Source organism: Solwaraspora sp. WMMA2080 (assembly GCF_027497395.1).
Lineage (GTDB): Bacteria > Actinomycetota > Actinomycetes > Mycobacteriales > Micromonosporaceae > Micromonospora_E.
Genome location: NZ_CP114910.1, coordinates 2,721,073 through 2,744,221 on the forward strand (window position 1 = coordinate 2,721,073; position 23,149 = coordinate 2,744,221).

The 23,149-nt window shown below is 74.1% G+C and carries 3 protein-coding genes; all 3 read right to left on the bottom strand.

Annotation, left to right across the window (positions count from 1 at the left end; all coding sequences use genetic code 11):
• Nucleotides 1–5: 5 nt before the first annotated feature.
• The 3 genes from O7543_RS12400 to O7543_RS12410 are packed head-to-tail and all read right to left on the bottom strand — an operon-like array spanning nucleotide 6 to nucleotide 23,149.
• Entirely contained in the window at nucleotides 6–8,825 is an 8,820-nt protein-coding gene (locus O7543_RS12400; RefSeq protein ID WP_281553686.1) for a type I polyketide synthase, read from the bottom strand.
• A 21-nt stretch (nucleotides 8,826–8,846) separates the two neighbouring features.
• Entirely contained in the window at nucleotides 8,847–18,392 is a 9,546-nt protein-coding gene (locus O7543_RS12405) for an SDR family NAD(P)-dependent oxidoreductase (RefSeq protein ID WP_348650102.1), read from the bottom strand.
• Nucleotides 18,392–23,149 carry a type I polyketide synthase gene (locus O7543_RS12410; RefSeq protein WP_281553685.1) on the bottom strand — a complete coding sequence of 1,586 codons (4,758 nt, stop codon included), beginning with the start codon at nucleotides 23,147–23,149 and terminating at the stop codon, nucleotides 18,392–18,394. The genes O7543_RS12405 and O7543_RS12410 overlap by 1 nt, the downstream gene beginning before the upstream one ends.

A 23,149-nucleotide genomic window follows, 5' to 3' on the forward strand; every position in this document is an offset into this window, starting at 1 on the left:
ACACCTCAGCCCTTCACGGTCGGCTCGGGAACACGCTGCTCGGCTGTTGCCGCCAGCCACTGCTCGATCGCCTTCGACGTGGTCGCCGCCTCCGCATCGACCATGGTGAAATGATTGCCGGGAACCGTCTCGGTGCTGTCGGCGTACGGCCACGACACGGCCGTCGTGGCCGGCACGGCGGCACCGATCGGCTCGGCCCCGCGCAGGTAGAGCACCGGGGCCCCGGTGGCCCCCAGCTCGAACTCGGGCAGCAGGTCGACGTACCAGGCCATCGCGGTGAGCTGGGCGCTGTCGAACTTGCCCGCGGCCGCCTCCAGCTCGAACAGTCCGAGCACCATCTCGGTCATCACCGCGCCGGCGGAAGCATCCTCGACGGAGCCGCCGCCGGGGTCGCCCGGCCGCTGCACCGGCTGGGTGTCGAGCAACACGACGCCCTGCGGGCCGGTGCCCATCCGTTCGAGGTGGCTAGCAGTCGCCTGGGCGAGGATGCCACCGGCCGAGTACCCGACCAGGACGAACGGCTCGCCGTCGGCGGCGCTCAGCGCCGCGTCGGCGAGCAACTCGACCACCAGCTCGGCGGTCGCCGGCAGCGGAGCGCCCCGGGTGAAGCCGGGCACCGGCAGCGACACGACGTCACGGATCTGCTGGAAGTGCGCGACCAGCCGGCTGTACTGGTAGTGGTTGCCCATCGCCATCGGGGTCTCCACGAACAGCAGCCGGGGCCGGGCCGGGCCCTGCGCCAGGCGCAGCGGGGAGATCCGCTGGTCCGCACCGGCCGGCGTGTCGAAGGTGGGACGCAGGCGCGCCGCCGCGCTCAGCACGTCGATACCGTCGCCGAGCCGGCCGGCCAGCGCCGCCGCCCGGAACAGATCGCGCAGCGTCTCCCCGCCCTCGTCGCCCTCACGAACCGGTTGCTGACCGGCGCCGTTCGCGGCGAGTTCGTCGAGCAGGTGACGGGTGAGATGGTTGGGTGTCGGGTACTGGAAGATCACCTCACTGAGGTCGAGACCGGTCCGGGTACCGAGGTCGATCCCGAGCTCGGTCACGGTCAGTGAGGTGAATCCGGCCTCGACGAAGTGCCCGTCGAAGTCGATCGTCTCCGGAGTCGTGTTCACCACGGCCGCGATCGCGCTGGCGACCAGGTCCCGCACGGCGGGCTCCCGCTGCTCACCGCCGAGCGCGGCGAGCCGGCGCCACGTCTCGGCTCCCGCGTCGCCGGCCCCCGCGTCGCCGGTCGCCGCGACGGCCGCCACCGGGCGGCCCGGCGCACCGTTCGCACGCGGCCGACCGTTGTCGCCGGGCCGAACGGCGGCCGAGGTGGCCGGGACCTGCTCGGTGTCCGAGCCCGACGGGTCGCGCTCGGACCCCGACCGCAGCTCGATCGAATCCGCCGTGAGCACGGGACTGCCCGCCGGGTCGACCATAGCGAGCGAGAGCCTTCGACCGTCGGCGCGCAGCCGCACCCGGACCGTGACGGCGCCGGTGGCGTGCAGCTCGACCCCGGACCAGGAGACCGGCCGCCCCGGCCGGCCATCGGCGCCGTCAACCAGCCCGGTGGCGTGCAGGGCCGCGTCGAGCAGGACGGGATGGATCGCGAAGGCCCCCGTACCGGCGCTCTTCGGCAGGTCGACCTCGGCGAACAGGTCCTGTCCGGCCCGCCAGGCGCGGCGCAGGCCGCGCATCGCCGGCCCGTAGGACAGGCCTCGGTCGGCCAGCTCCTCGTACCAGCCGGACAGGTCGACCGGCTCGGCGCCGGCCGGTGGCCACTGCCCGTCGTCCACCGTCAGCGGCGAGGGCCCGCCCCGGCCGGCCGCCAGCCGGCCGGCGGCGCACTGCGACCAGGCCGTGGAACCGTCCTCGGCCCGGGCGTACACGGCGAACTCCCGCTCGCCGTGTCCCGCCCCGGCGTCGCGCACCACCACCTGGATCTGCGTCGCGGTGGCCGGATCCAACGGCACCGGAGCCAGCTCCGTCAGCCGGGCGATCCGGCTGCAGCCGACCCGGTCCCCGGCATGCACCGCGAACTCGACCAGCGCCGGGGCCGGCAGCACGGTGGCATCCCCGATCCGGTGGTCGTCCAGCCAGGACCTGGCTGCCCGCGACAGGCGGCCGGTCAGCACCAGGTCCTGCGTACCGGCGACCGGCACCGCCGCACCCAGCAGCGGATGCCCGGTCTCCTCCAACCCGGCGGCGACCACCTCGCCGACCGCCAGCGCGTCCATCTCGACCCAGTACCGCTGCCGATGGAACGAGTACGGGGGCAGCGCCACCTGCCGCGCGCCCCGACCGGCGTACAGCCGCGACCAGTCCACGGCATGCCCGGTCACCTGCAGCCGGGCCACCGCCGCGAACAGCGCGCCGACCTCCGCCGGGTCCGCGCTCACCGTCGGCACCACCGCCTGGCCGGCGTCGGGCAGGCAGGCCGCCACCATCTGCGCCAGGCCACCGTCCGGACCCACCTCGACGAACCGGGTCACGCCCAGTTCCGCCAGATGGCGTACGTCGTCGACGAACCGGACCTCGGCGCGCAGCTGCCGCTCCCAGTGTTCGGCGGTCGCCAGGTCGTCGGCACCGACCAGCTCGCCGTCGACGTGCGCGACCAGGCTGACGGCCGGCGGGTGGTAGGTGAGCCGGTCCGCGACGTCGAAGTACTCCTCCAGGACATCGTCCACCGCCGAGGAGTGGAACGCCCGGCGCACCCGCAGCGGGCTGACCGACCGTCCCGCTGCCCGCCACCGCTCGGCCAGCTCGGTGACGTCGTCGTCCGGCCCGGACACCACCACCCAGTCAGGGCTGTTCACCGCCGCGATCTCGACGTCCCCGTCCAGTTCGGGCCGCACCTCGTCCTCGCTGGCCCGCACCGCCACCATCGCCCCGGCGGGCAGCTCCTGCAGCAGTTCCCCACCGGTCGCGCAGAGCTTCACCGCGTCGGCCAGCGACAGCACCCCGGCGACGTGCGCGGCGGCGAGCGCCCCGGCCGAATGCCCGACGACGTGGTCGGGCCGCAGGCCCCACGACTCCAGCAGCCGGTACGTCGCCACCTCCACCGTGAACAGTGCGGCCTGCATGTAGCTCGTCTGGTCGAGCAGGCCAGCGGCCACCGTGCCCTCCTCGGCGAACACCAGATCCCGCAACGGCCGGTCGAGATGCCGGTCGAACTTGGCGCAGACCTCGTCGAACGCGGCGGCGAAGGCGCCGAACGAGGCGTACAGCTGCCGGCCCATCCCGGCTCGCTGCGCCCCGGCACCCGGGAACAGGTACGCCGTACCGCCGGTCGGCCGGACGTGGCCGGTCACCACCCGTGGCGACAGCGTCGCGGCGGCCAGGTCGGTCAGGGCCCCCAGCAGGTCGTCACGGTCGGCGCCGACGACAACGGCCTGGTGGTCGAAGGGCACCCGGGTGGCCGCCAGGGAGTACCCGACGTCGACCGGGTCGAGGTCGGGGTCGGCACGCAGCGCTGCGACCAGCGCGGCAGCCTGGTCCGGCAACGCCTCCCGGGTTCGCGCCGACACCAGCAGCGGCAGCATCGGCCCGGCCGGCCGCTGCGCCTGTTGGGGCGGCTGACCGTGCGCCTGCGCCCCGGCCACGGCGGGGTCCGCCTCCTCCAGGATCAGGTGCGCGTTGGTGCCGCTGCGCCCGAAGGACGACACCGCGGCCCGGCGCGGACGCTCGCCCGCCGGCCAGGGCACCGACTCGGTGAGCAGCCGCACCTGGCTGTCGGCCCAGTTCACGTGTGGGGACCGGTCGTCGGCGTGCAGCGTCCGCGGCAGCACGCCGTGCCGCAGGGCGAGCACCATCTTGACGACCCCGGCGACGCCGGAGGCCGACTGGGTGTGGCCGATGTTCGACTTGACCGATCCCAGCCACAGCGGCCGGTCGCGGTCCTGCCCGTACGTGCCCTGCAGGGCCCGCACCTCGATCGGATCGCCGAGCCGGGTGCCGGCGCCGAAGCCCTCGACCGCGTCGACCTCGTCCGCGCGTAGCCCGGCGGTCGCCAGCGCCCGCCGGATCACCTTCTCCTGGGCCGGCCCGTTGGGCGCGGTCATCCCGTTGGAGGCACCGTCGGAGTTGACGGCGGAGCCCCGTACCACGGCCAGCACCTGGTGGCCGTTGCGTCGGGCGTCGGAGAGCCGCTCCACCACGAGCACACCGACGCCCTCGGCCCAGCCGATCCCGTCGGCCGCCGCCGAGAACGACTTGCAGCGCCCGTCGGTGGCCAGCCCGCCCTGCTGGTCGAAGTCGACGAAGGTGGCCGGGGTCGAGATCACCGTCACCCCGCCGGCGAGCGCCAGCGAACAGTCACCCTGGCGCAGCGCCTGGATAGCCCAGTGCAGCGCGACCAGGGAGGACGAGCAGGCGGTGTCCACCGACACCGCCGGGCCCTCCAGGCCCAGCAGGTAGGCCACCCGGCCGGAGACGATGCTCTGCGACAGGCCGACCCCACGGAACGCGGCGGCGTGTTCCACCGATCCGAACATGCCGGGGTCGTAGTCGGGCTGCATCACTCCGGCGAACACACCGGTGGTGCTGCCGCGCAGCGAACGCGGATCGATGCCGGCCCGCTCGATCGCCTCCCACGAAGCCTCCAGCAGCAGCCGCTGCTGCGGGTCCATGACGGTCGCCTCGTCGTCACTGATGCCGAAGAAGCCGGCGTCGAAGTGGGTGGCGTCGGCGACGAACCCGCCCTGGCGGGAACCCGCGCCGGAGTCGTGGCTGAACCATCCTTCGATGTCCCAGCCCCGATCGGTGGGGAACGACGAGATCCCGTCGTCGCCGGCGGTCAGCAGCCGCCACAGGTCCTCGGGCGAGCTGACCGCGCCGGGCAGTCGGCAGCTCATGCCGACGATGGCGATCGGTTCGTCCGCCGACACCGGGGCCTGGTCGGGCTCTGCCACGGACGGTTCCTCCGCGTCACCGACGAGTTCCTCGGCGAGGTGGTCGACCAACGCCATCGGGGTCGGGTTGTCGAACACCAGGGTCGCCGACAGCTGGACCCCGGTGGCGACACTGAGCCCGTTGCGCAGCTCGACCGCGGTGAGGGAGTCGAATCCCAGGTCCTGGAACGCCCGGTCCAGCTCGATGCTCTCCGGGGCACTGTGCCCGAGCGCCTGCGCCACCTGCGCGCGAACCAGCTCCCGCAGGGTGTTCCCCCGGTCCTGGACCGACATCGCGGCCAACCGTTGACTGAACGTGCCGGTGGCGTCGCCGGGGGCGGCGACGGCGCGGCGCGGCGCTGGGACGAGGGCCCGGAACAGATCCGGCAGCGCGTCCCCCTGCCGGCGAAGGACCGTGAGGTCGAGCCGGATGGGGGCGAGGAACGGTTCCGGCGACATCCAGGTGGCGTCGAACAGCGCCAGCCCTTCCGCGCCGCTGATCGGGACGAACCCGGTACGGGCCACCTGCGGCAGTTCGGCGGCGGTGACGTGACCGGCCATCCCGGTGCCGGTGCCCCACATGCCCCAGGCGAGGGAGACCCCGGCCAGGCCGCTGGCCCGCCGATGGGCGGCCAGCCCGTCCAGGAAGGTGTTCGCGGCGGCGTAGTTGCCCTGCCCCATCCCGCCGAGCACGCCGGAGGCGGAGGAGAACAGCACGAACGCGGCCAGGTCCATCCCGGCGGTCAGCTCGTGCAGGTGCCACGCGGCGTCGACCTTCGGCCGCAGCACGGCGTCGATCCGCTGCGGCGTCAGCGTGTCGATCGTGCCGTTGTCCAGCACCCCGGCGGCGTGCACGACCGCAGTGAGCCGGCGTCCGGCGACAAGCGCCGCTGCCGCGTCCCGGTCGGCGACGTCGCCGGCGACCAGCTCGACCTGGGCGCCCAGCCCGGTCAGCTCCTCGACGAGTTCGTCGGCGCCTTCGGCGGCCGCACCGCGCCGGCTGACCAGCAGCAGGTCCCGTACGCCGTGCGTGGTGACCAGGTGCCGGGCGATCAGCCGGCCGAGGCCACCGGTGGCCCCGGTGACCAGCACCGTGCCGGCGGCGACGTCGGCCGGTACCGCGTCGGCCGCAGCCGCGTCCGCTCTGCGCAGCCGGGCCACCCGTACCGCCCCGTCCCGGACCACGACCTGGGACTCCCCGGCCGCCAGCACCTTCGGCAGCAGCGTCACCGCGTCCTGTTCGGCGTCGGTGTCCACCAGCACGATCCGACCCGGATGCTCGGTCTGCGCGGACCGGATCAGCCCCCACACGGCTGAGCCGGCCAGGTCGGTGACGTCCTCGCCGGGCAGCGCCACGGCCCGCCGGGTCAGCACCACCAGCCGGGTGCCGGCGAACCGGGGCTCGGCCAGCCAGGTACGCAGCGCGGTGAACGCCTCCACGGTGCCGGCGCGGACCGCTTCGGGCGTACCGGCGCCGGCGCCGGACACGGCGGCGTGACGGTGCAGCACCACCGCCGGGACCTCGGCGCCGGCGGTCACGCCGGCCAGGTCGGCGACGGTGACCGGGGCACCGGCCGGCAGCGCCACCGGCGTCCAGTCGACGGTGAACAGCGCGTCGCGGTACGGCCCACTGTCGGCGGCGGCCAGTTCCGCCGCCACGACCGGGCGCAGCACCAGCGAACCGACCGAGGCGACCGGCGTACCCGTGCCGTCGGCCAGCAGGATCGACACGCCGCCGTCGGCCGAGCGGCTGACCCGGATCCGGGCGCTGGCCGCGCCGGCGGCGTACACCTCGACGTCGCGCCACTGGAACGGCAGGGCCGCCTCCTGCCCGGCCAACCCGCTGCGGCCGACCGCCTGCAGGGCCGCGTCCAGTAGTGCCGGGTGCAGCCCGAACCGGTTCACCTTGCCCCGTGCCTGATCCGGCACGCTGATCTCGGCGTACAGGTCGTCGTCGCGGCGCCAGGCGTTCCGCAGCCCCTGGAAGGTCGGTCCGTAGACCAGTCCACGTTCGGCGAACTCGTCGTAGACGCCGGCCAGGTCGACCGGCTCGGCGCCGTCCGGCGGCCAGGAGGTCAGCTCGGCACCGGTGGGCGGCCGACGCGGCACCAGGGTGCCGGTCGCGTGCGGCGTCCAACGGCTGTCGTCCGTACCGTCGTCGGTCCTGCTGTGCACGACCAGCGACCGGGCTCCGGAGTCGTCGGGCCCGCCGAGCGTGATCTGGATCTGCTGCGCGTCCCGGGCCGGCAGCACCAGCGGGGCCTGCAGGACGAGGTCGGCGATCCGGCCGCAGCCGACCCGTTCCCCGGCGTGTGTGGCGAGTTCGACGAAGCCCGCGCCGGGGAACAGGACGGTCTCGCCCACCCGGTGGTCGGCCAGCCAGGGCTGGTTCGCCACCGACAGCCGCCCGGTGAGCACCATGCCGTCGTTGGCCGCGAGCATGACGGCGGCGCCGAGCAGCGGGTGGTTGGCGGGGGCGAGCCCCATCGAGACCGGGTCACCGGTCAGCGGGGAGGCGGTCAGCCAGTAGCGCTTGCGCTGGAACGGCACAGCCGGTGGATCCTCGACCGAGCCGTCGGCCGGCACCGGGCCGGCCGCCAGATCCGCCGGCGCCTCCTCCAGGATCACGTGCGCGTTCGTCCCGCTCAACCCGAACGACGACACCCCGGCCCGACGCGGTCCGTCGGTACCCGGCCACGGCCGCGCCATGGTCAACAGCCGCACCCCACCCGCCGACCAGTCCACATGCGACGAGGGCTCCGACACGTGCAACGACCGGGGCAGCAACCCCGCCCGCAACGCCATCACCATCTTGATCACACCACCCACACCCGCCGCCGCCTGCGCGTGACCGATGTTCGACTTCAACGACCCCAACCACAACGGACGATCCGCGTCCCGACCCTGCCCGTACGTCGCCAGCAGCGCCTGCACCTCGATCGGGTCGCCCAGTTCGGTGGCCGTACCGTGGCCGTCGACCGCGTCGACCTGGTCGGCGGACATGCGGGCGTTGGCCAACGCCTGCCGGATCAGCCGCTGCTGAGCCGGACCGTTCGGCGCGGTCAGCCCGTTCGACGCGCCGTCGGAGTTGGCCGCGGAGCCGCGTACCACGGCGAGAACGCGGTGGCCGTTGCGGCGCGCATCGGACAGCCGCTCGACGAGCAGCACCCCGACGCCCTCGGCCCAGGCCGGCCCGTCGGCGTCGTCGGAGAAGGAACGGCACCGGCCGTCACGCGACTGGGTGTCCTCGAGGTTGAACTCGACGAAGGTCTGCGGGGAGGCCATCACCGACGACCCGCCGGCGACAGCGAGGGAGCACTCCCCCCGACGCAGCGACTGTACGGCGAGGTCGAGCGCCACCAGGGACGACGAGCAGGCGGTGTCGAGCGTGATCGCCGGTCCTTCGAAACCGAAGTGGTACGAGACCCGCCCGGACACCACCCCCGACGACCCGTAACTGCCGGGATAGTTGTGGTACATGACCCCGGCGAAGACGCCGGTCTGGCTGCCGCGTACCGACGCCGGGGCGATACCGGCGCGTTCGAACGCCTCCCAGGTGCTTTCCAGCAGCAACCGCTGCTGGGGGTCGATCAGCAGGGCGTCGCGGGGGGCGATGCCGAACCAGTCGGCGTCGAAGTCGCCCGCGTCGTAGAGGAACCCGGCCTGCCGTACGTAGGTCGTGTTGGGCCGGGTGCCGTCGGGGTCGTAGAGCCGGTCCAGGTCCCAGCCCCGGTCGGTGGGGAACCCACCCATCGGATCGACCTCGTCGACCAGCAGCCGCCACAGCCCTTCCGGACTGGTCACCCCACCGGGGAACCGGCACGCCATGCCGATGATGGCGATCGGCTCGTGTGCTGCCTCGGTGAGCTGGCGGCTGTGCTCGCGGAGTCGCTCGTTCTCCTTCAGCGACGCGCGGAGAGCGTCGACGATCCTCTGGTCCGCCTGCGTCATGTCTATCTCACACCTCTCGCGTCACTCGCCGAAGTCGGCCGTCTGCAGGGCCATGCTGATGAGGTTCTCGGTGTCCATTTCGTCAATCGCGGAGCCGCCCGCCGGGTGGGGCGTGCCGGCCGGGTGCGTCGGCGCGCCGGCCAGCGCGAGCAGGCTCTCCAGCAGTCCGGCGGCACGCAGCCGGCCCAGCGGGATGCTGCTCAGCACCGCCCGGATCTCGTCGTCGGGCAGCGCAGCGCCGCCGTCGACGGTGTCCGGCACGAGGTCGGCGGCGAACTGCCGGGCCAGCGCGGCGGCGTTGGGATAGTCGAAGATCAACGTCGCCGGCTGCTGCCGGCCGGTGAGCAGGGTCAACCGGTTACGGAACCCGATCGCGGCCAACGAATCGAAGCCCAGCTCGCTGAAGGCCCGCTCCGGCTCGATCGCCTCCGGCCCCGGGTGCCCGAGCAGCTTCGCCGCCTCACTGCGGATCATCTCCAGCAGCAGTTCCTGCGCCTGCGGGCGGGACTTGCCGGCGAGCTGCTCGCGGAGCCGGCCGCCGCCACCACCGGTCGGCGCGCCGCCGTTCGCGTCCCGCGCGGAGCGCCGACGCGTCCCGGTCGTGCCATCGTCCGTCGGCGGGGGCGCGGCCAGGCCGTCGAGCAACGCCGGCCGGTCCGGCCCCAGCTTCGCCGGATCGAGCCGGATCGGCACCAGCACGGCGTCGGGCAGGGCCACCGCCCGGTCGTACAGGGCGAGACCGGTCTCGGCGTCGAGCGGGTGGACACCGGTCTCGGCGAGCCGCCGCAGGTCGGCTTCGGTCAGTGCGCCACCCATCCCCTCGTCGGCAGTGGACCACAGGCCCCAGGCCAGTGACTTGGCCGGCAGGTCGTGCGCCCGCCGGTGGGCGGCCAACCCGTCCAGGTAGGCGTTGGCCGCGGCGTAGTTGGCCTGACCGGGTGGGCCGAGGACCCCGGCGGCGGAGGAGAACGTCACGAACGCGGCGAGCGGCGTGTCCCTGGTCAGCTCGTGCAGGTGCCACGCGGCGTCCACCTTGGGCCGCAGCACGTTCGACATCCGGTCGGCGGTCAGCGAGCCGATCACCGCGTCGTCGAGAACGCCGGCCGCGTGCACGACGCCGGTGAGCGGATGCTCCGACGGCACCGTGGCGAGCAACCGTGCCACCTCGTCGCGGTCGGTGACGTCGCAGGCCGTGACCGTCACCTGGGCGCCGAGGTCGAGCAGGTCGGTACGCAGCCGCGTCATGTCGGGCGCGGCCATGCCCCGCCGGCTGGTCAGCAGCAGATGCCGTACGCCGTGACCGGTCACCAGGTGCCGGGCGATCACCCGGCCGAGGGCGCCGGTCGCCCCGGTCACCAGGACCGTGCCCGAGCCGAAGTCCGGGGGCGTGGGGGGCGCGTCCTGCGGCGGCGGACCGCTCGGCACCAGGCGGGGCACGTACAGGGCTTCGTCGCGGACCGCCACCTGGGGCTCCCCCGTGGACACCGCCGAGGCCAGCAGCGCGGGCGAGACCCGGTCCGGCTCGACGTCGACCAGCACGATCCGATCGGGGTGCTCGGCCTGCGCGCTGCGTACCAGGCCCCAGACGGCGGCACCGGCCGGGTCCACGCCGGCGACGGCACCGGCCGGGACGCCGCCGCCGGTCACCACCACCAGCCTCGACCCGTCGAACCGGCTGTCGGCCAGCCAGGTACGCAACGCGTCGACCGCCCGCCGGGTCTCGCCGTGCACGACGTCCGGGTCCGGGCCGCCGCCACAGCTGAGCAGGAACACCGGCCGGTCCTCGCCGTCGCCGTCGGCCGCCGACGCGACGACGGCGTCGAAGTCCGGTACGGCGGTCGCTGTGAGCGGCGCCGCCAGCGTCCAGCGGTCCGGGCCGACCAGCTGCCAGGCGACGCTCGGCGACACGTCGGGTGCGGCGATCGGCTGCCACTGGACCCGCAGCAGCGCCGCCGCTGGCCCGTCGCCCGGACCTCCGCCGTCGCGGCTGGCCGCTGACCCGTCACCGGCGGACACCTCCACGTCGTCGAGGGCCTGCGCCAGGTCACCGGCGGGGCGCAGCGCGAGCGCGTCAACGGTGGCGACCGGCACACCGGCACCGTCGGCGATCTCGACCGACACCGTCGCCGGCGCGGCCACCCGGACGCGCACCCGCGCCTCGACGGCGCCGGTGGCGAACAGGCTCACCCCGGTCACCGCGAACGGCAGCAGCGGGCCGGCCGCCGCCACCGGGCTGTGCGCCACCAACTGCCAGGCCGCGTCCAGCACCGCCGGGTGCAGGTTGAAGTCGGCGGCGTCAGTGCCGGCCACGGCCGGCAGGGCGACGTCGGCGTACACCTCGTCGGCCCGCCGCCACACCGCGCGCACCCCGCGGAAGACCGGGCCGTAGGCGATTCCGGCGGTCGCGGCGAGCTCGTCGTACCAGCTGTCCAGCGGCACCGGGGTGGCTCCCGGCGGCGGCCACTGGGTGAACTCCGGGTCTGGTGCCAGCCGGTCGGCGGCCGCAGTGTCCGGCACCAGCACCCCACTGGCGTGCCGCTGCCAGGGCGGGTCGGTCCCGGCGGATCCGGCCCGGGAGTGCACCAGGACACGCCGGGCCCCATGTTCGTCGGCGGCACCGACCTCCACCTGCACGGCGACGCTGCCGCCGGCCGGCAGGACCAGCGGACGTTCGAAGTCGAGCTGCTCGATCCGCCCGCACCCGAGCTGGTCGCCGGCCCGGGTGGCGAGTTCGACGAGGCCGGCGCCGGGCAGCACGGTCAGTCCGTGCACCACGTGGTCGGCCAGCCAGGGGTGGGTGGCGGTGGACAGCCGGCCGGTCAGCATCAACCCACCCGACCCGGGCAGTTCCACCGCCTGGTCGACGAGCGGATGTGCACCGGCAGCCGGATCGGCGAGGGCACCCGCGACACTGTCCAGCCAGTACCTCTGGCGTTGGAAGGCGTAGGTGGGCAGGGGTACCCGGCGCACCGGAAGGTCGGCGAGGACCGCCGACCAGTCCACCGCGACGCCGCACACGTGCAACCGGGCGAGCGTGTCCAGCAACGTACGCGGCTCGTCGCGGCCCCGACGCATCGTCGGCGCGACCGTCGGCGGCGCCACCGTCGCGGCGACGCCACGCGACACCAGCGGGACGAGCACGGCGTCCGGCCCGACCTCGACGAACCGGGTGACACCGGCGCGTTCGAGGCAGCGGACCGCGTCGTGGAAGCGCACCGGCTCGCGAACCTGCCGTACCCAGTACTCCGCCGAGCACAACTGCTCCGGGTCCGCCGCCGCGCCGGTGAGCGTGGAGACCAGCGGCACCCTGGGCGGCCGGAAGGTGACCGACTCGACCACCTCGCGGTACGCGGCCAGCATCGGCTCCATCGCCGCCGAGTGGAACGCGTGCGACACGCGCAGCCGGGTCACCGCCCTGCCCTGCCCGGCGAACCTTTCGGCGACGGCCCGGATCTCCTGCTCGGCACCGGAGAGCACCACCGACTGCGCCGCGTTGACGGCGGCGAGGTCCAGCCGGCCGGTCAGCAGCGGGCGTACCTCGTCCTCGCTGGCCTGCACGGCGAGCATCGCACCGCCGGCCGGCAGCGCCTGCATCAGGGTGCCCCGGGCGGCGACCAGGGCGCACGCGTCGGACAGCGAGAGCATGCCGGCGGCGTACGCGGCGGCCAGCTCGCCGATCGAGTGTCCGGCGAGCCGGTCCGGACGGACCCCGACCGACTCCAGCAACCGCAGCATGGCGACCTCGACGGCGAACACCCCGGCCTGGGTGTAGGCGGTCTGGTCGAGCAGCGCGGCCTCGGCGCTGCCCGGCTCGGCGGCGAGCACCGTACCCAGCGGCGGGTCCAGACGCGTGTCGAACTCGCTGGTCACCTCGTGCAGCGCCGCCGCGAACACCGGGAACCGGGCCGCGAGCTGCCGTCCCATCCGGGGGTGCTGCGCGCCCTGGCCGGAGAAGACGAAGGCGAGGCCGCCGCTGCTGACCGTGCCGGTCACCGACTCGGCCTCCTCGACGCCGTCGACGAGTGCGACGAGCCCGAGCAGGAAGTCGCCCCGTTCCGCGCCGAGCAGCACGGCCCGGTGCTCCAACTGTGGCCGGAACACGGTGGAGTAGCCGATGTCGGCCGCTTCGTCGTCGGTGTCGTCGACGTGGTTCAGCAGCCGCTCCGCCTGTGCCTGCAGTGCCTGGCGGGTACGGCCGGACAGCAGCCACGGCACCACCGGCGGCTCGCCGGCCCCACCATCGGCCCCACCGCCGGACTCACTGCCGGCCGCACTACCGCCGTCACCACCGGCGGTGACGGCGGCATCCTGCGGGTCTGCCTCCTCGATCACCAGATGGGCGTTGGTACCGCTGACGCCGAAGGACGAGACCGCGGCCCGGCGGGGCTGGCCGGTCCGCCGCCACGGCCGGTCCGTGGTCAGCAGCCGAACCTTCCCCGCAGCCCAGTCGACATGCGTCGACGGCTCGGTCACGTGCAGCGTCCGCGGCATCGTCGCGTACCGCATCGCCTGAACCATCTTGATCACTCCGGCGACCCCGGCGGCGGCCTGGGTGTGCCCGATGTTCGACTTGAGCGAGCCCAGCCAGAGCGGTTCGTCCCGGTCCTGCCCGTAGGTGGCGAGCAGGGCCTGCGCCTCGATCGGGTCGCCCAACGCCGTGCCGGTGCCGTGCGCCTCCACCACGTCGACGTCGCCCGGCCGCAGACCGGCGTTGGCCAACGCCTGGCGGATCACCCGCTGCTGGGCGGGTCCGTTCGGAGCGGTGAGCCCGTTGGACCGGCCGTCGGAGTTGACCGCCGAGCCCCGGATCACGGCGAGCACCGGGTGACCGTGCCGGCGGGCGTCGGAGAGTCGTTCCAGGACGAGGACCCCGGCGCCCTCCGCCCAGGCGGTGCCGTCGGCGTCGGTGGAGAAGGCCTTGCAGCGACCGTCGCGGGCCAGCCCGCGTTGGCGGCTGAACTCGACGAACGTCTCCGGGGTCGCCATCACCGTGACCCCGCCGGCCAGCGCCAGCGTGCACTCCCCGGTACGCAGCGACTGCGCCGCCCAGTGCATCGAGACCAGCGACGAGGAGCAGGCGGTGTCGACACTGACCGCCGGGCCTTCGAATCCGAAGTGGTGGGCCACCCGACCGGACACCACCGCGCCGGTGGAGCTGCTGGCCACGTAGTCGTGGTACTGGACACCGACGAAGACGCCGGTAGCGCTGCCCCGCAGGGACAACGGGTCGATGCCGGCCCGTTCGACGGCCTCCCACGAGGTCTCCAGCAGCAGCCGCTGCTGCGGGTCGACGGTCGGCGCCTCGCGAGGTGAGATGCCGAAGAAGCCGGCGTCGAAATCGGCGGCGTCGTAGAGGAATCCCCCGGTACGCACGTACGTGCTGCCAGGCCGTTCCCCGCTGGCGTCGTAGAGCTGGTCGATCTGCCAGCCACGGTCGGCGGGGAACTCGCCGATGGCGTCGACCCCGTCGGCGACGAGGGTCCACAACTGCTCCGGCGAGCTGACGCCGCCCGGGTAGCGGCAGGCCATCGCGACGATCGCGATCGGCTCGTCGGTGCCTGCCGAAGACGCGACGGCAAGGGCGCCTCCCGGCCGGCTCTCGCCGACGACGAGTTCGGCGCGCAGGTACTCGGCCACCGCGTTCGCCGTGGGATGGTCGAACACCAGGGTGGCCGGCAGCCGTAGCCCGGTCGCCGCGGTCAACGCGTTGCGCAACTCGACGGCGGTGAGCGAATCGAAGCCGAGCTGATGGAATTCACGGTCGGCGGCGACCGCCTCCGGTGATTCGTGTCCCAGCACGGTCGCGACGTGGGTACGGACCAGGTCGAGGAGCAGGTCCGCCCGTTCCCGCTCGGCGAGCTCTGCGAGGCGCGCGGCGAGTGCCCCGGTGCCGCCGCCCGCTGCCGGCCGGGTGAGCGGACCCACCAGCGAGCTGAAGACCGGCGGTACGCCGTCGCCGGCACGCAGCCGGGCCGGTTGCAGCGCCGCGGCGACGACGGCGGGCGCGGTGGCGGCGACGGCGGCGTCGAACAGCGCCAGCCCGGCGGGCACGGACAGCGGCAGTACCCCGCCGCGGGCCATTCGGGCACGGTCGGCCTCAGCGAGCGTTCCGGTCATACCGCCGTCGGTGTCCCACTGGCCCCAGGCCACGGAGACGGCGGGCAGCCCCGCCCGGTGCCGCCGGGCCGCCAGCGCGTCCAGAACCGAGTTGGCGGCGGCGTAGTTGGCCTGCCCCGGCGCGCCGAGCACCCCGGACAGGGAGGAGAACATCACGAACGCGGCCAGGTCCATCCCGGCGGTCAGCTCGTGCAGGTGCAGCGCCCCGGCGACCTTGGGCGCGAGTACGGCGTCGAGCCGGTGCGGGGTCATCTCGGTGACGACGCCGTCGGCGACCACCCCGGCGGCGTGCACGACGGCGGTCAGCGGCCGCCGGGCGGTGGTCTCGGTCAGCACGCGGGCCAGTGCGGCGCGGTCGGCCACGTCGCAGGCGACCACCCGGGCCCGGGCGCCGAGTTCGGCGAGTTCGGCGACGAGCGCGGCGGCTCCGGGGGTCTGGTCACCCTGGCGGCTCAGCAGCACCAGGTGCCGGACCGCGTACCGGTCGACCAGGTGTCGGGCCACGATGGCACCCAGCGATCCCGGCCCGCCGGTGATCAGTACGGTGCCGGCCGGGTCGAGCACCGGTCGAGCGTTGCCCGCCGCCGGAAGGTGGGCCAGCCGGGCCGCGTGTGCCGTGCCACCGCGTACGGCCACCTGTGGTTCCCCTGCGGCGAGCGCCGCCGCGACCGCCGCAGCGACGGTGTCGGCGTCGGCCGGCGTGTCGCCGGTGGCGGCCACGCCGCTGACGCCGGACGGGTCGGTGCGGTCCACCGGGTCCGCGTCGACCAGCAGGAACCGGTCCGGATGTTCGGCCTGGGCGGACCGTACCAGCCCCCAGACGGCCGCGCCGGCGAGATCACCGCCGGTGCCGGCGACCGGTACGGCGCCCCGGGTCACGACGGCCAGCCGGGTGCCGTTGTTGGTGGCGTCACCGAGCCAGTGCTGCAACGTCGCCAGCAACTGCCGGCAGTGCTCACGGATCGTGTCCGGGTCGTCGCCGCAGACCTCGTCGAGGCGGAGCAGGTGCACACCCTCGGCCGGGCGGTCACGGCCCGGGTCCGCGATCGGGACCCAGTCGAGCCGGTGCAGGTCGGCGGTCCGCGCCGGTGCCGCCGCGACGGCGGCGAGCGGCCGGAAGGTGACCGCTGTCGCGGTGGCGACGAGGTGGCCGGCATGGTCGAAGGCCGCCACGGCGTACGTGTCCGGTGAGGTCGGGGTGAACCTGACCCGCAGTTCGGCGGCGCCGGTGGCGTGCAGGGTGACGCCGGACCAGGAAAACGGCAACCGGGCGTGGCCCTGCCCGTCGCCCAGGTCGACGGCGAGTGCCTGGGTGGCGGCGTCGAGTACGGCAGGGTGCAGGCCGAAGCGGTCGGCGTCGCCGGGGTCGGGCAGCCGTACGTCGGCCCAGAGCCGGACACCCTGACGCCACACGGCGCGCAACCCGCGGAAGGCTGGCCCGTAGTCGAGACCGGCACCGGCCAGCGTGTCGTCGAGGGTGTCGATCGGGACCGGCTCCGCGCCGGCCGGTGGCCAGCTGGGCTCGGCCTCCGGCTGATCGGCCCCGGACGGGATCGGGGCGGTGGTGAGGTGACCGGTGGCGTGGCTGGTCCACGACCGCGCCGCGACGGCCTGCTCGGCCCGGGAGTGGATGCTGATCCGCCGGGCACCGGCCTGGTCGGGTTCACCGACGACGACCTGGATCCGTACGCCGCCGTGGGCCGGCAGCCGCATCGGAGCGTGCAGGGTGAGTTCGGCGATGTGGGCGCAACCGAGCTGGTCGGCGGCCCGGACGGCGAGCTCGACGAAGGCGGTGCCCGGCAGGATCACCTCGCCGTGGACCCGGTGTTCGGCCAGCCACGGGTGGGTGGCGGTGGACAAGCGCCCGGTGAGCACCGCGCCCTGGGTGTCGGCCACGACGGTGACGGCGGCGAGGAGGGGATGGTCGGCGGGGTCCAGCCCGACGGTCGCCAGATCTCCGGCCGGCGCCCGATCGTCCAACCAGTAGCGTTTGCGGTGGAACCGGCGGGTCGGCTGCGGCAGATCGGTGTCGCCGGTGCCGCTTTCCCCGGCCGGCTCGGCCTGTTCCAGGATCAGGTGGGCGTTGGTGCCGCTGACGCCGAACGACGACACCCCGGCCCGACGTGGTTCGTCGGTACCCGGCCACGGCCGCGCCCGGGTCAACAGCCGCACCCCACCCGCCGACCAGTCCACATGCGACGACGGCTCCGACACATGCAACGACCGCGGCAGCACCCCCGCCCGCAACGCCATCACCATCTTGATCACACCACCCACACCCGCCGCCGCCTGCGCATGACCGATGTTCGACTTCAACGACCCCAACCACAACGGACGATCCGCGTCCCGACCCCGCCCGTACGTCGCCAGCAACGCCTGCGCCTCGATCGGATCCCCCAACCGGGTACCGGTACCGTGCGCCTCCACCACATCGACGTCCACCGTCGACAACCCCGCCGCCGTCAACGCCTGCCGGATCACCCGCTGCTGCGCCAGCCCGTTCGGCGCGGTCAGGCCGTTGGAGGCGCCGTCCTGGTTGACCGCCGATCCCCGGATGACGGCCAGAACGGGATGCCCGTTGCGCTGGGCGTCGGAGAGCCGTTCCAGCAGCAGGACACCGGCGCCCTCGGCCCAGCCGGTGCCGTCGGCGTCGTCGGAGAACGGTTTGCACCGCCCGTCCGATGCCAGACCACGTTGCTTGCTGAAGGCGACGAACGGGCCCGGAGTCGCCATGACCATCACGCCCCCGGCGAGCGCCATCGAGCATTCCCGCTGCCGCAGGGCCTGCGCGGCGACGTGCAGCGCCACCAGCGACGACGAACAGGCGGTGTCGATGGTCAACGCCGGGCCGGCCAGGCCGAAGGCGTACGAGATCCGGCTCGAGATGACCGAGGCCGCGTTGCCGGTGCTGAAGTACGCGGAGACGGCCTCCGTCGCGGCCGCCGACAAGTCGTCGTAGTAGTCCTGGGCACCGCTGCCGACGAACACGCCGACCTGCGCCCCGTCGAGCGAATCCGGGGCGAGCCCGGCCCGTTCGAAGGTCTCCCACGCCAGCTCCAGCATGATCCGTTGCTGCGGATCGGTGGCCAGGGCCTCCCGGGGCGACATTTCAAACAGTTCGGCGTCGAAGCCGGCCGGGTCGGCGAGGAAGCCACCCTCGCGGACGTGGCCGTCGGCCGGACCGTCCTCGTCACCGGTCGGCAGCGGACCGGTGGTCCAGCCACGGTCGGTGGGGAACGGGCCGATCGCGTCGACCTCGTCGACGACGAGCCGCCACAGCTCCTCCGGACTGGTGACGCCACCCGGGTAGCGGCAGGACATCGCCACGATCGCGATCGGGTCCCGGTCCGCCGACTCCACCTCGTGCAGTCGCCGGCGGGTCTGATGGAGCTCCGCGGTCACCCGCTTGAGGTACTGCAGCAGCTTACCGTCGTCGTCCATAGTGGCCATCAGCCCAGCTCCTTGTCGATGAAGTCGAAGACGTCATCGGCACTCGCTTCCGCGAGCCGATCAACGACCGTGGTGACGGCGGGTCCGTCGACGACTTCGGTCAATCTGCTCACCAGCGACTGCAGCCTGCCGGTGATGCGGGTGCGCGCGATCTCGTCCGGTGTGAGGGGTCCGGCCAGGGCTTCCAGCCGGTCCAGCGTGGCCAGCACCGGCTCCGCCTCGGAACCCGGTCCGCACAGTTCGTCACGCAGGTAGCTGGCCAGCGCCGCCGGGGTCGCGTGGTCGAACACGACGGTCGCCGGCAGCCGCAGGCCGGCGGCCACGCCGAGCCGGTCGCGGAAGTCGACGGCGCTGACCGAGTCGAAGCCGAGGTCCTTGAAGTTGGTGCCAGGGGCGACGTCGGTGGCGTCGCCGTGGCCGAGGACCGCGGCTGCCTGTGCCCGTACCAGATTCGACAGGACCTGCAACTGGTCGCCGTCGTCGAGTCCGGCGAGCTGGACCACGAGCGTGCCGGCCTCGGCCGGGTCGACCGGCTGCCCCAATCCGGCGGTCGGCGGCAGCAGTCCGGCGACCAGCGGTCGGGGCCGGGCAAGCGTGTGGATCGGTCCGAACCTCGCCCAGTTGACGTCGGCCACCACCAGTGCGGCCTCCTCCCCGCCCGCTTCGACGAGCCGACCGGCGGCCAACCGTGGGTCGAGCTCACGGATGCCGAGTTGCCGCAGATGGGCGCTGGCCGTCTCGTCCACCATGCCGCCACCGGCCCAGGGCCCCCAGGCGATGGCAGTGGCCGGTCTACCGGCAGCCCTGCGGCGTACCGCGAACGCGTCGAGGAAGGCGTTCGCGGCGGCGTACCCGGGCTGTTGGGCGCTGCCCCAGATCGCCGCGCCGGAGGTGAACAGCACGAAGGCGTCCAGCGGCAGGTGTGCGGTCAGCTCGTCCAGATGCACCGCGCCGGAGATCTTCGCCGCTCCGGCGGCGGCGAAATCGGCGACGGTGAGCTGGGTGAGCGGCCGCTGCCCGTGCAGCGTGCCGGCCGCGTGGACCACCGCGGTCAGCGGCGGTACGGCCGGCAGCCCGTCGAGCAGCCGCCGCAGTGCCGCCCGGTCGGTGACGTCGCAGGCCACGATGCTCACCTCGACGCCGAGTGCGCGGATCTCGGCGGCCAGGTCCGCAGCGCCGGCCGCCTCCGGTCCACGCCGACCGGTCAACACCAGGTGCTCGGCGCCGTGCTCGGCGAGCCACCGTGCCACGTGCCGGCCGACGCCCCCGGTGCCGCCGGTGACCAGGACCGTGCCGCGTGGTCGCCATTCGGCGGTGCCGGGGTCACGCCCGGCACGCACCATCCGACGGGCGAAGGTGGCCGCCGGCCGGATCGCGAGCTGATCCTCCGGGCCGCCGGCCCGCAGCACCGCCACGCACCGGGCGACCGCTTCCCGGTCGGGCTGGGCGGGCAGGTCGATCAGACCGCCCCAGGTGTCCGGCTGGTCGATCGCCAGTCCGACACCCAGACCCCAGATCGCCGCCTGGTGCGGGTCGGCCGGGAGGTCGAACCGGTCCACCGCTACCGCCTGACGGGTGACACACCACAGGCGTGCCTCGATCCCGGCGTCGGTCAGTGCCTGGCAGAGCAGGACGGTTCCCCGGCTGCCACCGGTCAGGGTGGGGTGTGCCGGATCGGGGTCGTTGTGCGACGCGAGCAGGCTGAGCACGCCGTGCGGCGGGGCGGCGGCGGCGAGTGTGGTGAGCCGTGCGGCCAGGCTCTCCCGGTCACCGTCACCGACCTCGACGGTACGGACTCTGACGCCGTCGGTGGCGAGTTCGGCGACGAGCGCGTCGGACCAGGGATACCCGGCCGGTACGGCTACCAGCCAGTTCTCCTGACCCGGTCCGGGCGGGTCGAGCCGGCCCGGCGGGTCCGCCACCGGCTGCCAGCGCACCCGGTAGCGCCAGGAGTCGACCGGGGTCGGCTGATCCCCGCTGCCGCCCGGCTGTGCGGCGTCGGCCGGCTGTGCGGTGCCGGCCGTCGGTGCGGTGTCCGTCGACTGTTTCCCGGCCGCCGGCCCTGCCGGTGGCTCCGTCTGCGGCGTGTACGGGGCCGGCACCCACCAGAAACGTTGCCGTTCGAACGGATACGTCGGCAGTTCGACCGGCTCCGGCGTACCCCCCAGCACCGCCGACCAGTCCGGGGTGATGCCCCGCACGTGCAGTTCGGCCACGGCCCGCTGCAGGGTCTCCGGCTCGGGCCGGCCCCGGCGCAGCAGCGGCACCACCCGGACGTCAGGACTGGCGCCCAGGCAGCCGCGCATCGGACCGGTCAGCGCCGCGTCCGGCCCGATCTCGACGAAGGTGGTCGCGCCCAGCTCACGCAGCGCGGTCACGGCGTCGGCGAACCGCACCGGCTGACGGATCTGACTCGCCCAGTACTGCGCGGTCGCCAGCTGTGCCGACGCCGGCCGACCGGTGGCGGTGGACACGACCGGCAGTTGGGGCGGACGGAGGTCGAGAGTGGCCACGGCGGCCTGGAACTCGTCGAGCACCGGGTCCATCAACGGCGAATGGAACGCGTGCGACACCCGCAGCCAGATGACCTGCCGGCCGTCGGCGGCGAGCCGCTCGGTCACGGCGGTCACCGCCTCGCGTGGGCCGGACACGACCGCCGAGTCGGGGGTGTTCACCGCGGCGATCGCCGCCCCGCCGGTGAGCAGCGGGGTCACCTCGGATTCCGGCGCCTGGACCACCGCCATCGCGCCACCGGCAGGCAGCTTCTGCATCAGCGTTCCCCGGGTGACCACCAGCCGGCACGCGTCGTCGAGGGAGAGGACCCCGGCGGTGTACGCCGCGCTGATCTCGCCGACGGAGTGGCCGGCCAGCAGTTGGGGCCGGATCCCCCAGGCGGCGAGCAGCCGGATCAGCGCCACCTCGACGGCGAAGAGCCCGGCCTGGGCGTACACCGTCTGGTTGAGCGCCTGCTCGTCGCCGCCGTCGACGACCTGACGCAGCGGCCGGGGCAGCTGGGTGTCCAGCCGGTCGCAGACGTCGTCCCATGCCTGCGCGAAGGGCGGGTAGGCGGCGGCCAACTCGCGCCCCATCGCCAGCCGCTGCGCGCCCTGGCCGGTACAGACGAACGCGAGCTTGCCCGGCGCGGCGGACCCGGTGGCCACCGAGGCCGCCGTTGACGCGCGGGCCACAGCGGTCAGCCCGTCGACCGCCGCCGCCCGGTCGGCGGCGAGCACCACCGCCCGGTGTGGCAGGGCGGCGCGACCGGTGGCGAGCGTGCCGCAGATGTCGGACAGCGCTTCGTCGCCGGCGACCACCGGCAGCAGCCGCCGGGCCTGGCTGCGCAGCGCGGCGGCGGTCCGGGCGGACAGGACCAGGGGCAGCAGCGGGCCGGCGGTGCTCGGCGGTGCCGCTGGTGACGCCGACGGTGCTTCCTCGATGATCAGGTGGGCGTTGGTGCCGCCGAAGCCGAACGACGACACGCCTGCCCGACGCGGTTGGCCGTTCACCGGCCACTTGCGGGCCTCGGTGAGCAGTTCGACGTTGCCGGCCGACCAGTCCACCTGCGGGGTCGGGCGGTCGACGTGCAGGGTCCGCGGCAGCATCGAGTGCCGCATCGCCTGCACCATCTTGATGATCCCGGCCACCCCGGCGGCCGCCTGGGGATGCCCGAGGTTGGACTTGATGGAGCCGAGCCACAACGGTTGTTCGCGGTGCTGGCCGTAGGTGGCGAGCAGGGCCTGCGCCTCGATCGGGTCACCGAGCGTGGTGCCGGTGCCGTGGGCTTCGACCACGGCGACGTCGGACTCCCGCAGCCCGGCGTCACGCAGCGCCCGGCGGATCACCCGCTGCTGCGCGGGACCGTTCGGCGCGGACATGCCGTTGGAGGCCCCGTCGGAGTTGACCGCGCTGCCACGCAGCACCGCCAGCACCGGGTGCCGGTTGCGCCGGGCGTCGGACAACCGCTCCAGCAGCAGCAACCCGGCCCCTTCGGACCACGCCGCGCCGTCGGCCGCGGCGGCGAAGGACTTGCACCGCCCGTCCGGCGCGAGTGCCCGCTGCCGGCTGAAGTCGACGAACAGCTCCGGGGTGCCCATCACCGTGACACCGCCGGCGTACGCGAGGGTGCACTCGCCCCGGCGTAGCGACCCCATCGCCTGGTGCACCGCGACCAGCGAGGACGAGCAGGCGGTGTCCACGGTGACCGCCGGTCCCTCCAACCCCAGGTTGTAGGCGATCTGACCGGACACGAGGCTGCCGGTGGGGCCGCCACCGGCGTAGTCGTGGTACATCACTCCGACGAAGACGCCGGTGGACGTGCCGGCGAGCGAGGTCGGGTCGACGCCGGCCCGCTCCGCCGTCTCCCAGGCCACCTCCAGCAGCAGCCGCCGCTGAGGGTCGGCTCGCATCGCTTCCCGAGGGCTGATGCCGAAGAACGCCGCGTCGAACTCGGCCGCGTCGTAGAGGAACCCGCCGTGGCGTACGTAGCTGCGACCCGGCTGACCCGGCTGCGGGTGGTACAGCTGCTCGACGTCCCAGCCCCGGTCCGTGGGGAACTCCCCGATCGCGTCCACCTCGTCGGCGACCAGCCGCCACAGGCCCTCAGGTGACCGCACCCCACCGGGATAGCGGCAGCCCATCGCCACGATGGCGATCGGTTCCTGGTCACGTGCCTCGGCCGCGCGCAACTGCTGTCGGGTCTGCTGTAGCTCGCTGGTGGCGCGCCGCAGGTAGTCACGCAGTTCGTCGGCGGTCGCCAT

Bases quoted from the DNA above. Each gene is read 5' to 3' on its own strand.
- O7543_RS12400 (WP_281553686.1), bottom strand. From the start codon at position 8,825: ATGACGCAGGCGGACCAGAGGATCGTCGACGCTCTCCGCGCGTCGCTG.
- O7543_RS12405 (WP_348650102.1), bottom strand. From the start codon at position 18,392: ATGGCCACTATGGACGACGACGGTAAGCTGCTGCAGTACCTCAAGCGG.
- O7543_RS12410 (WP_281553685.1), bottom strand. From the start codon at position 23,149: ATGGCGACCGCCGACGAACTGCGTGACTACCTGCGGCGCGCCACCAGC.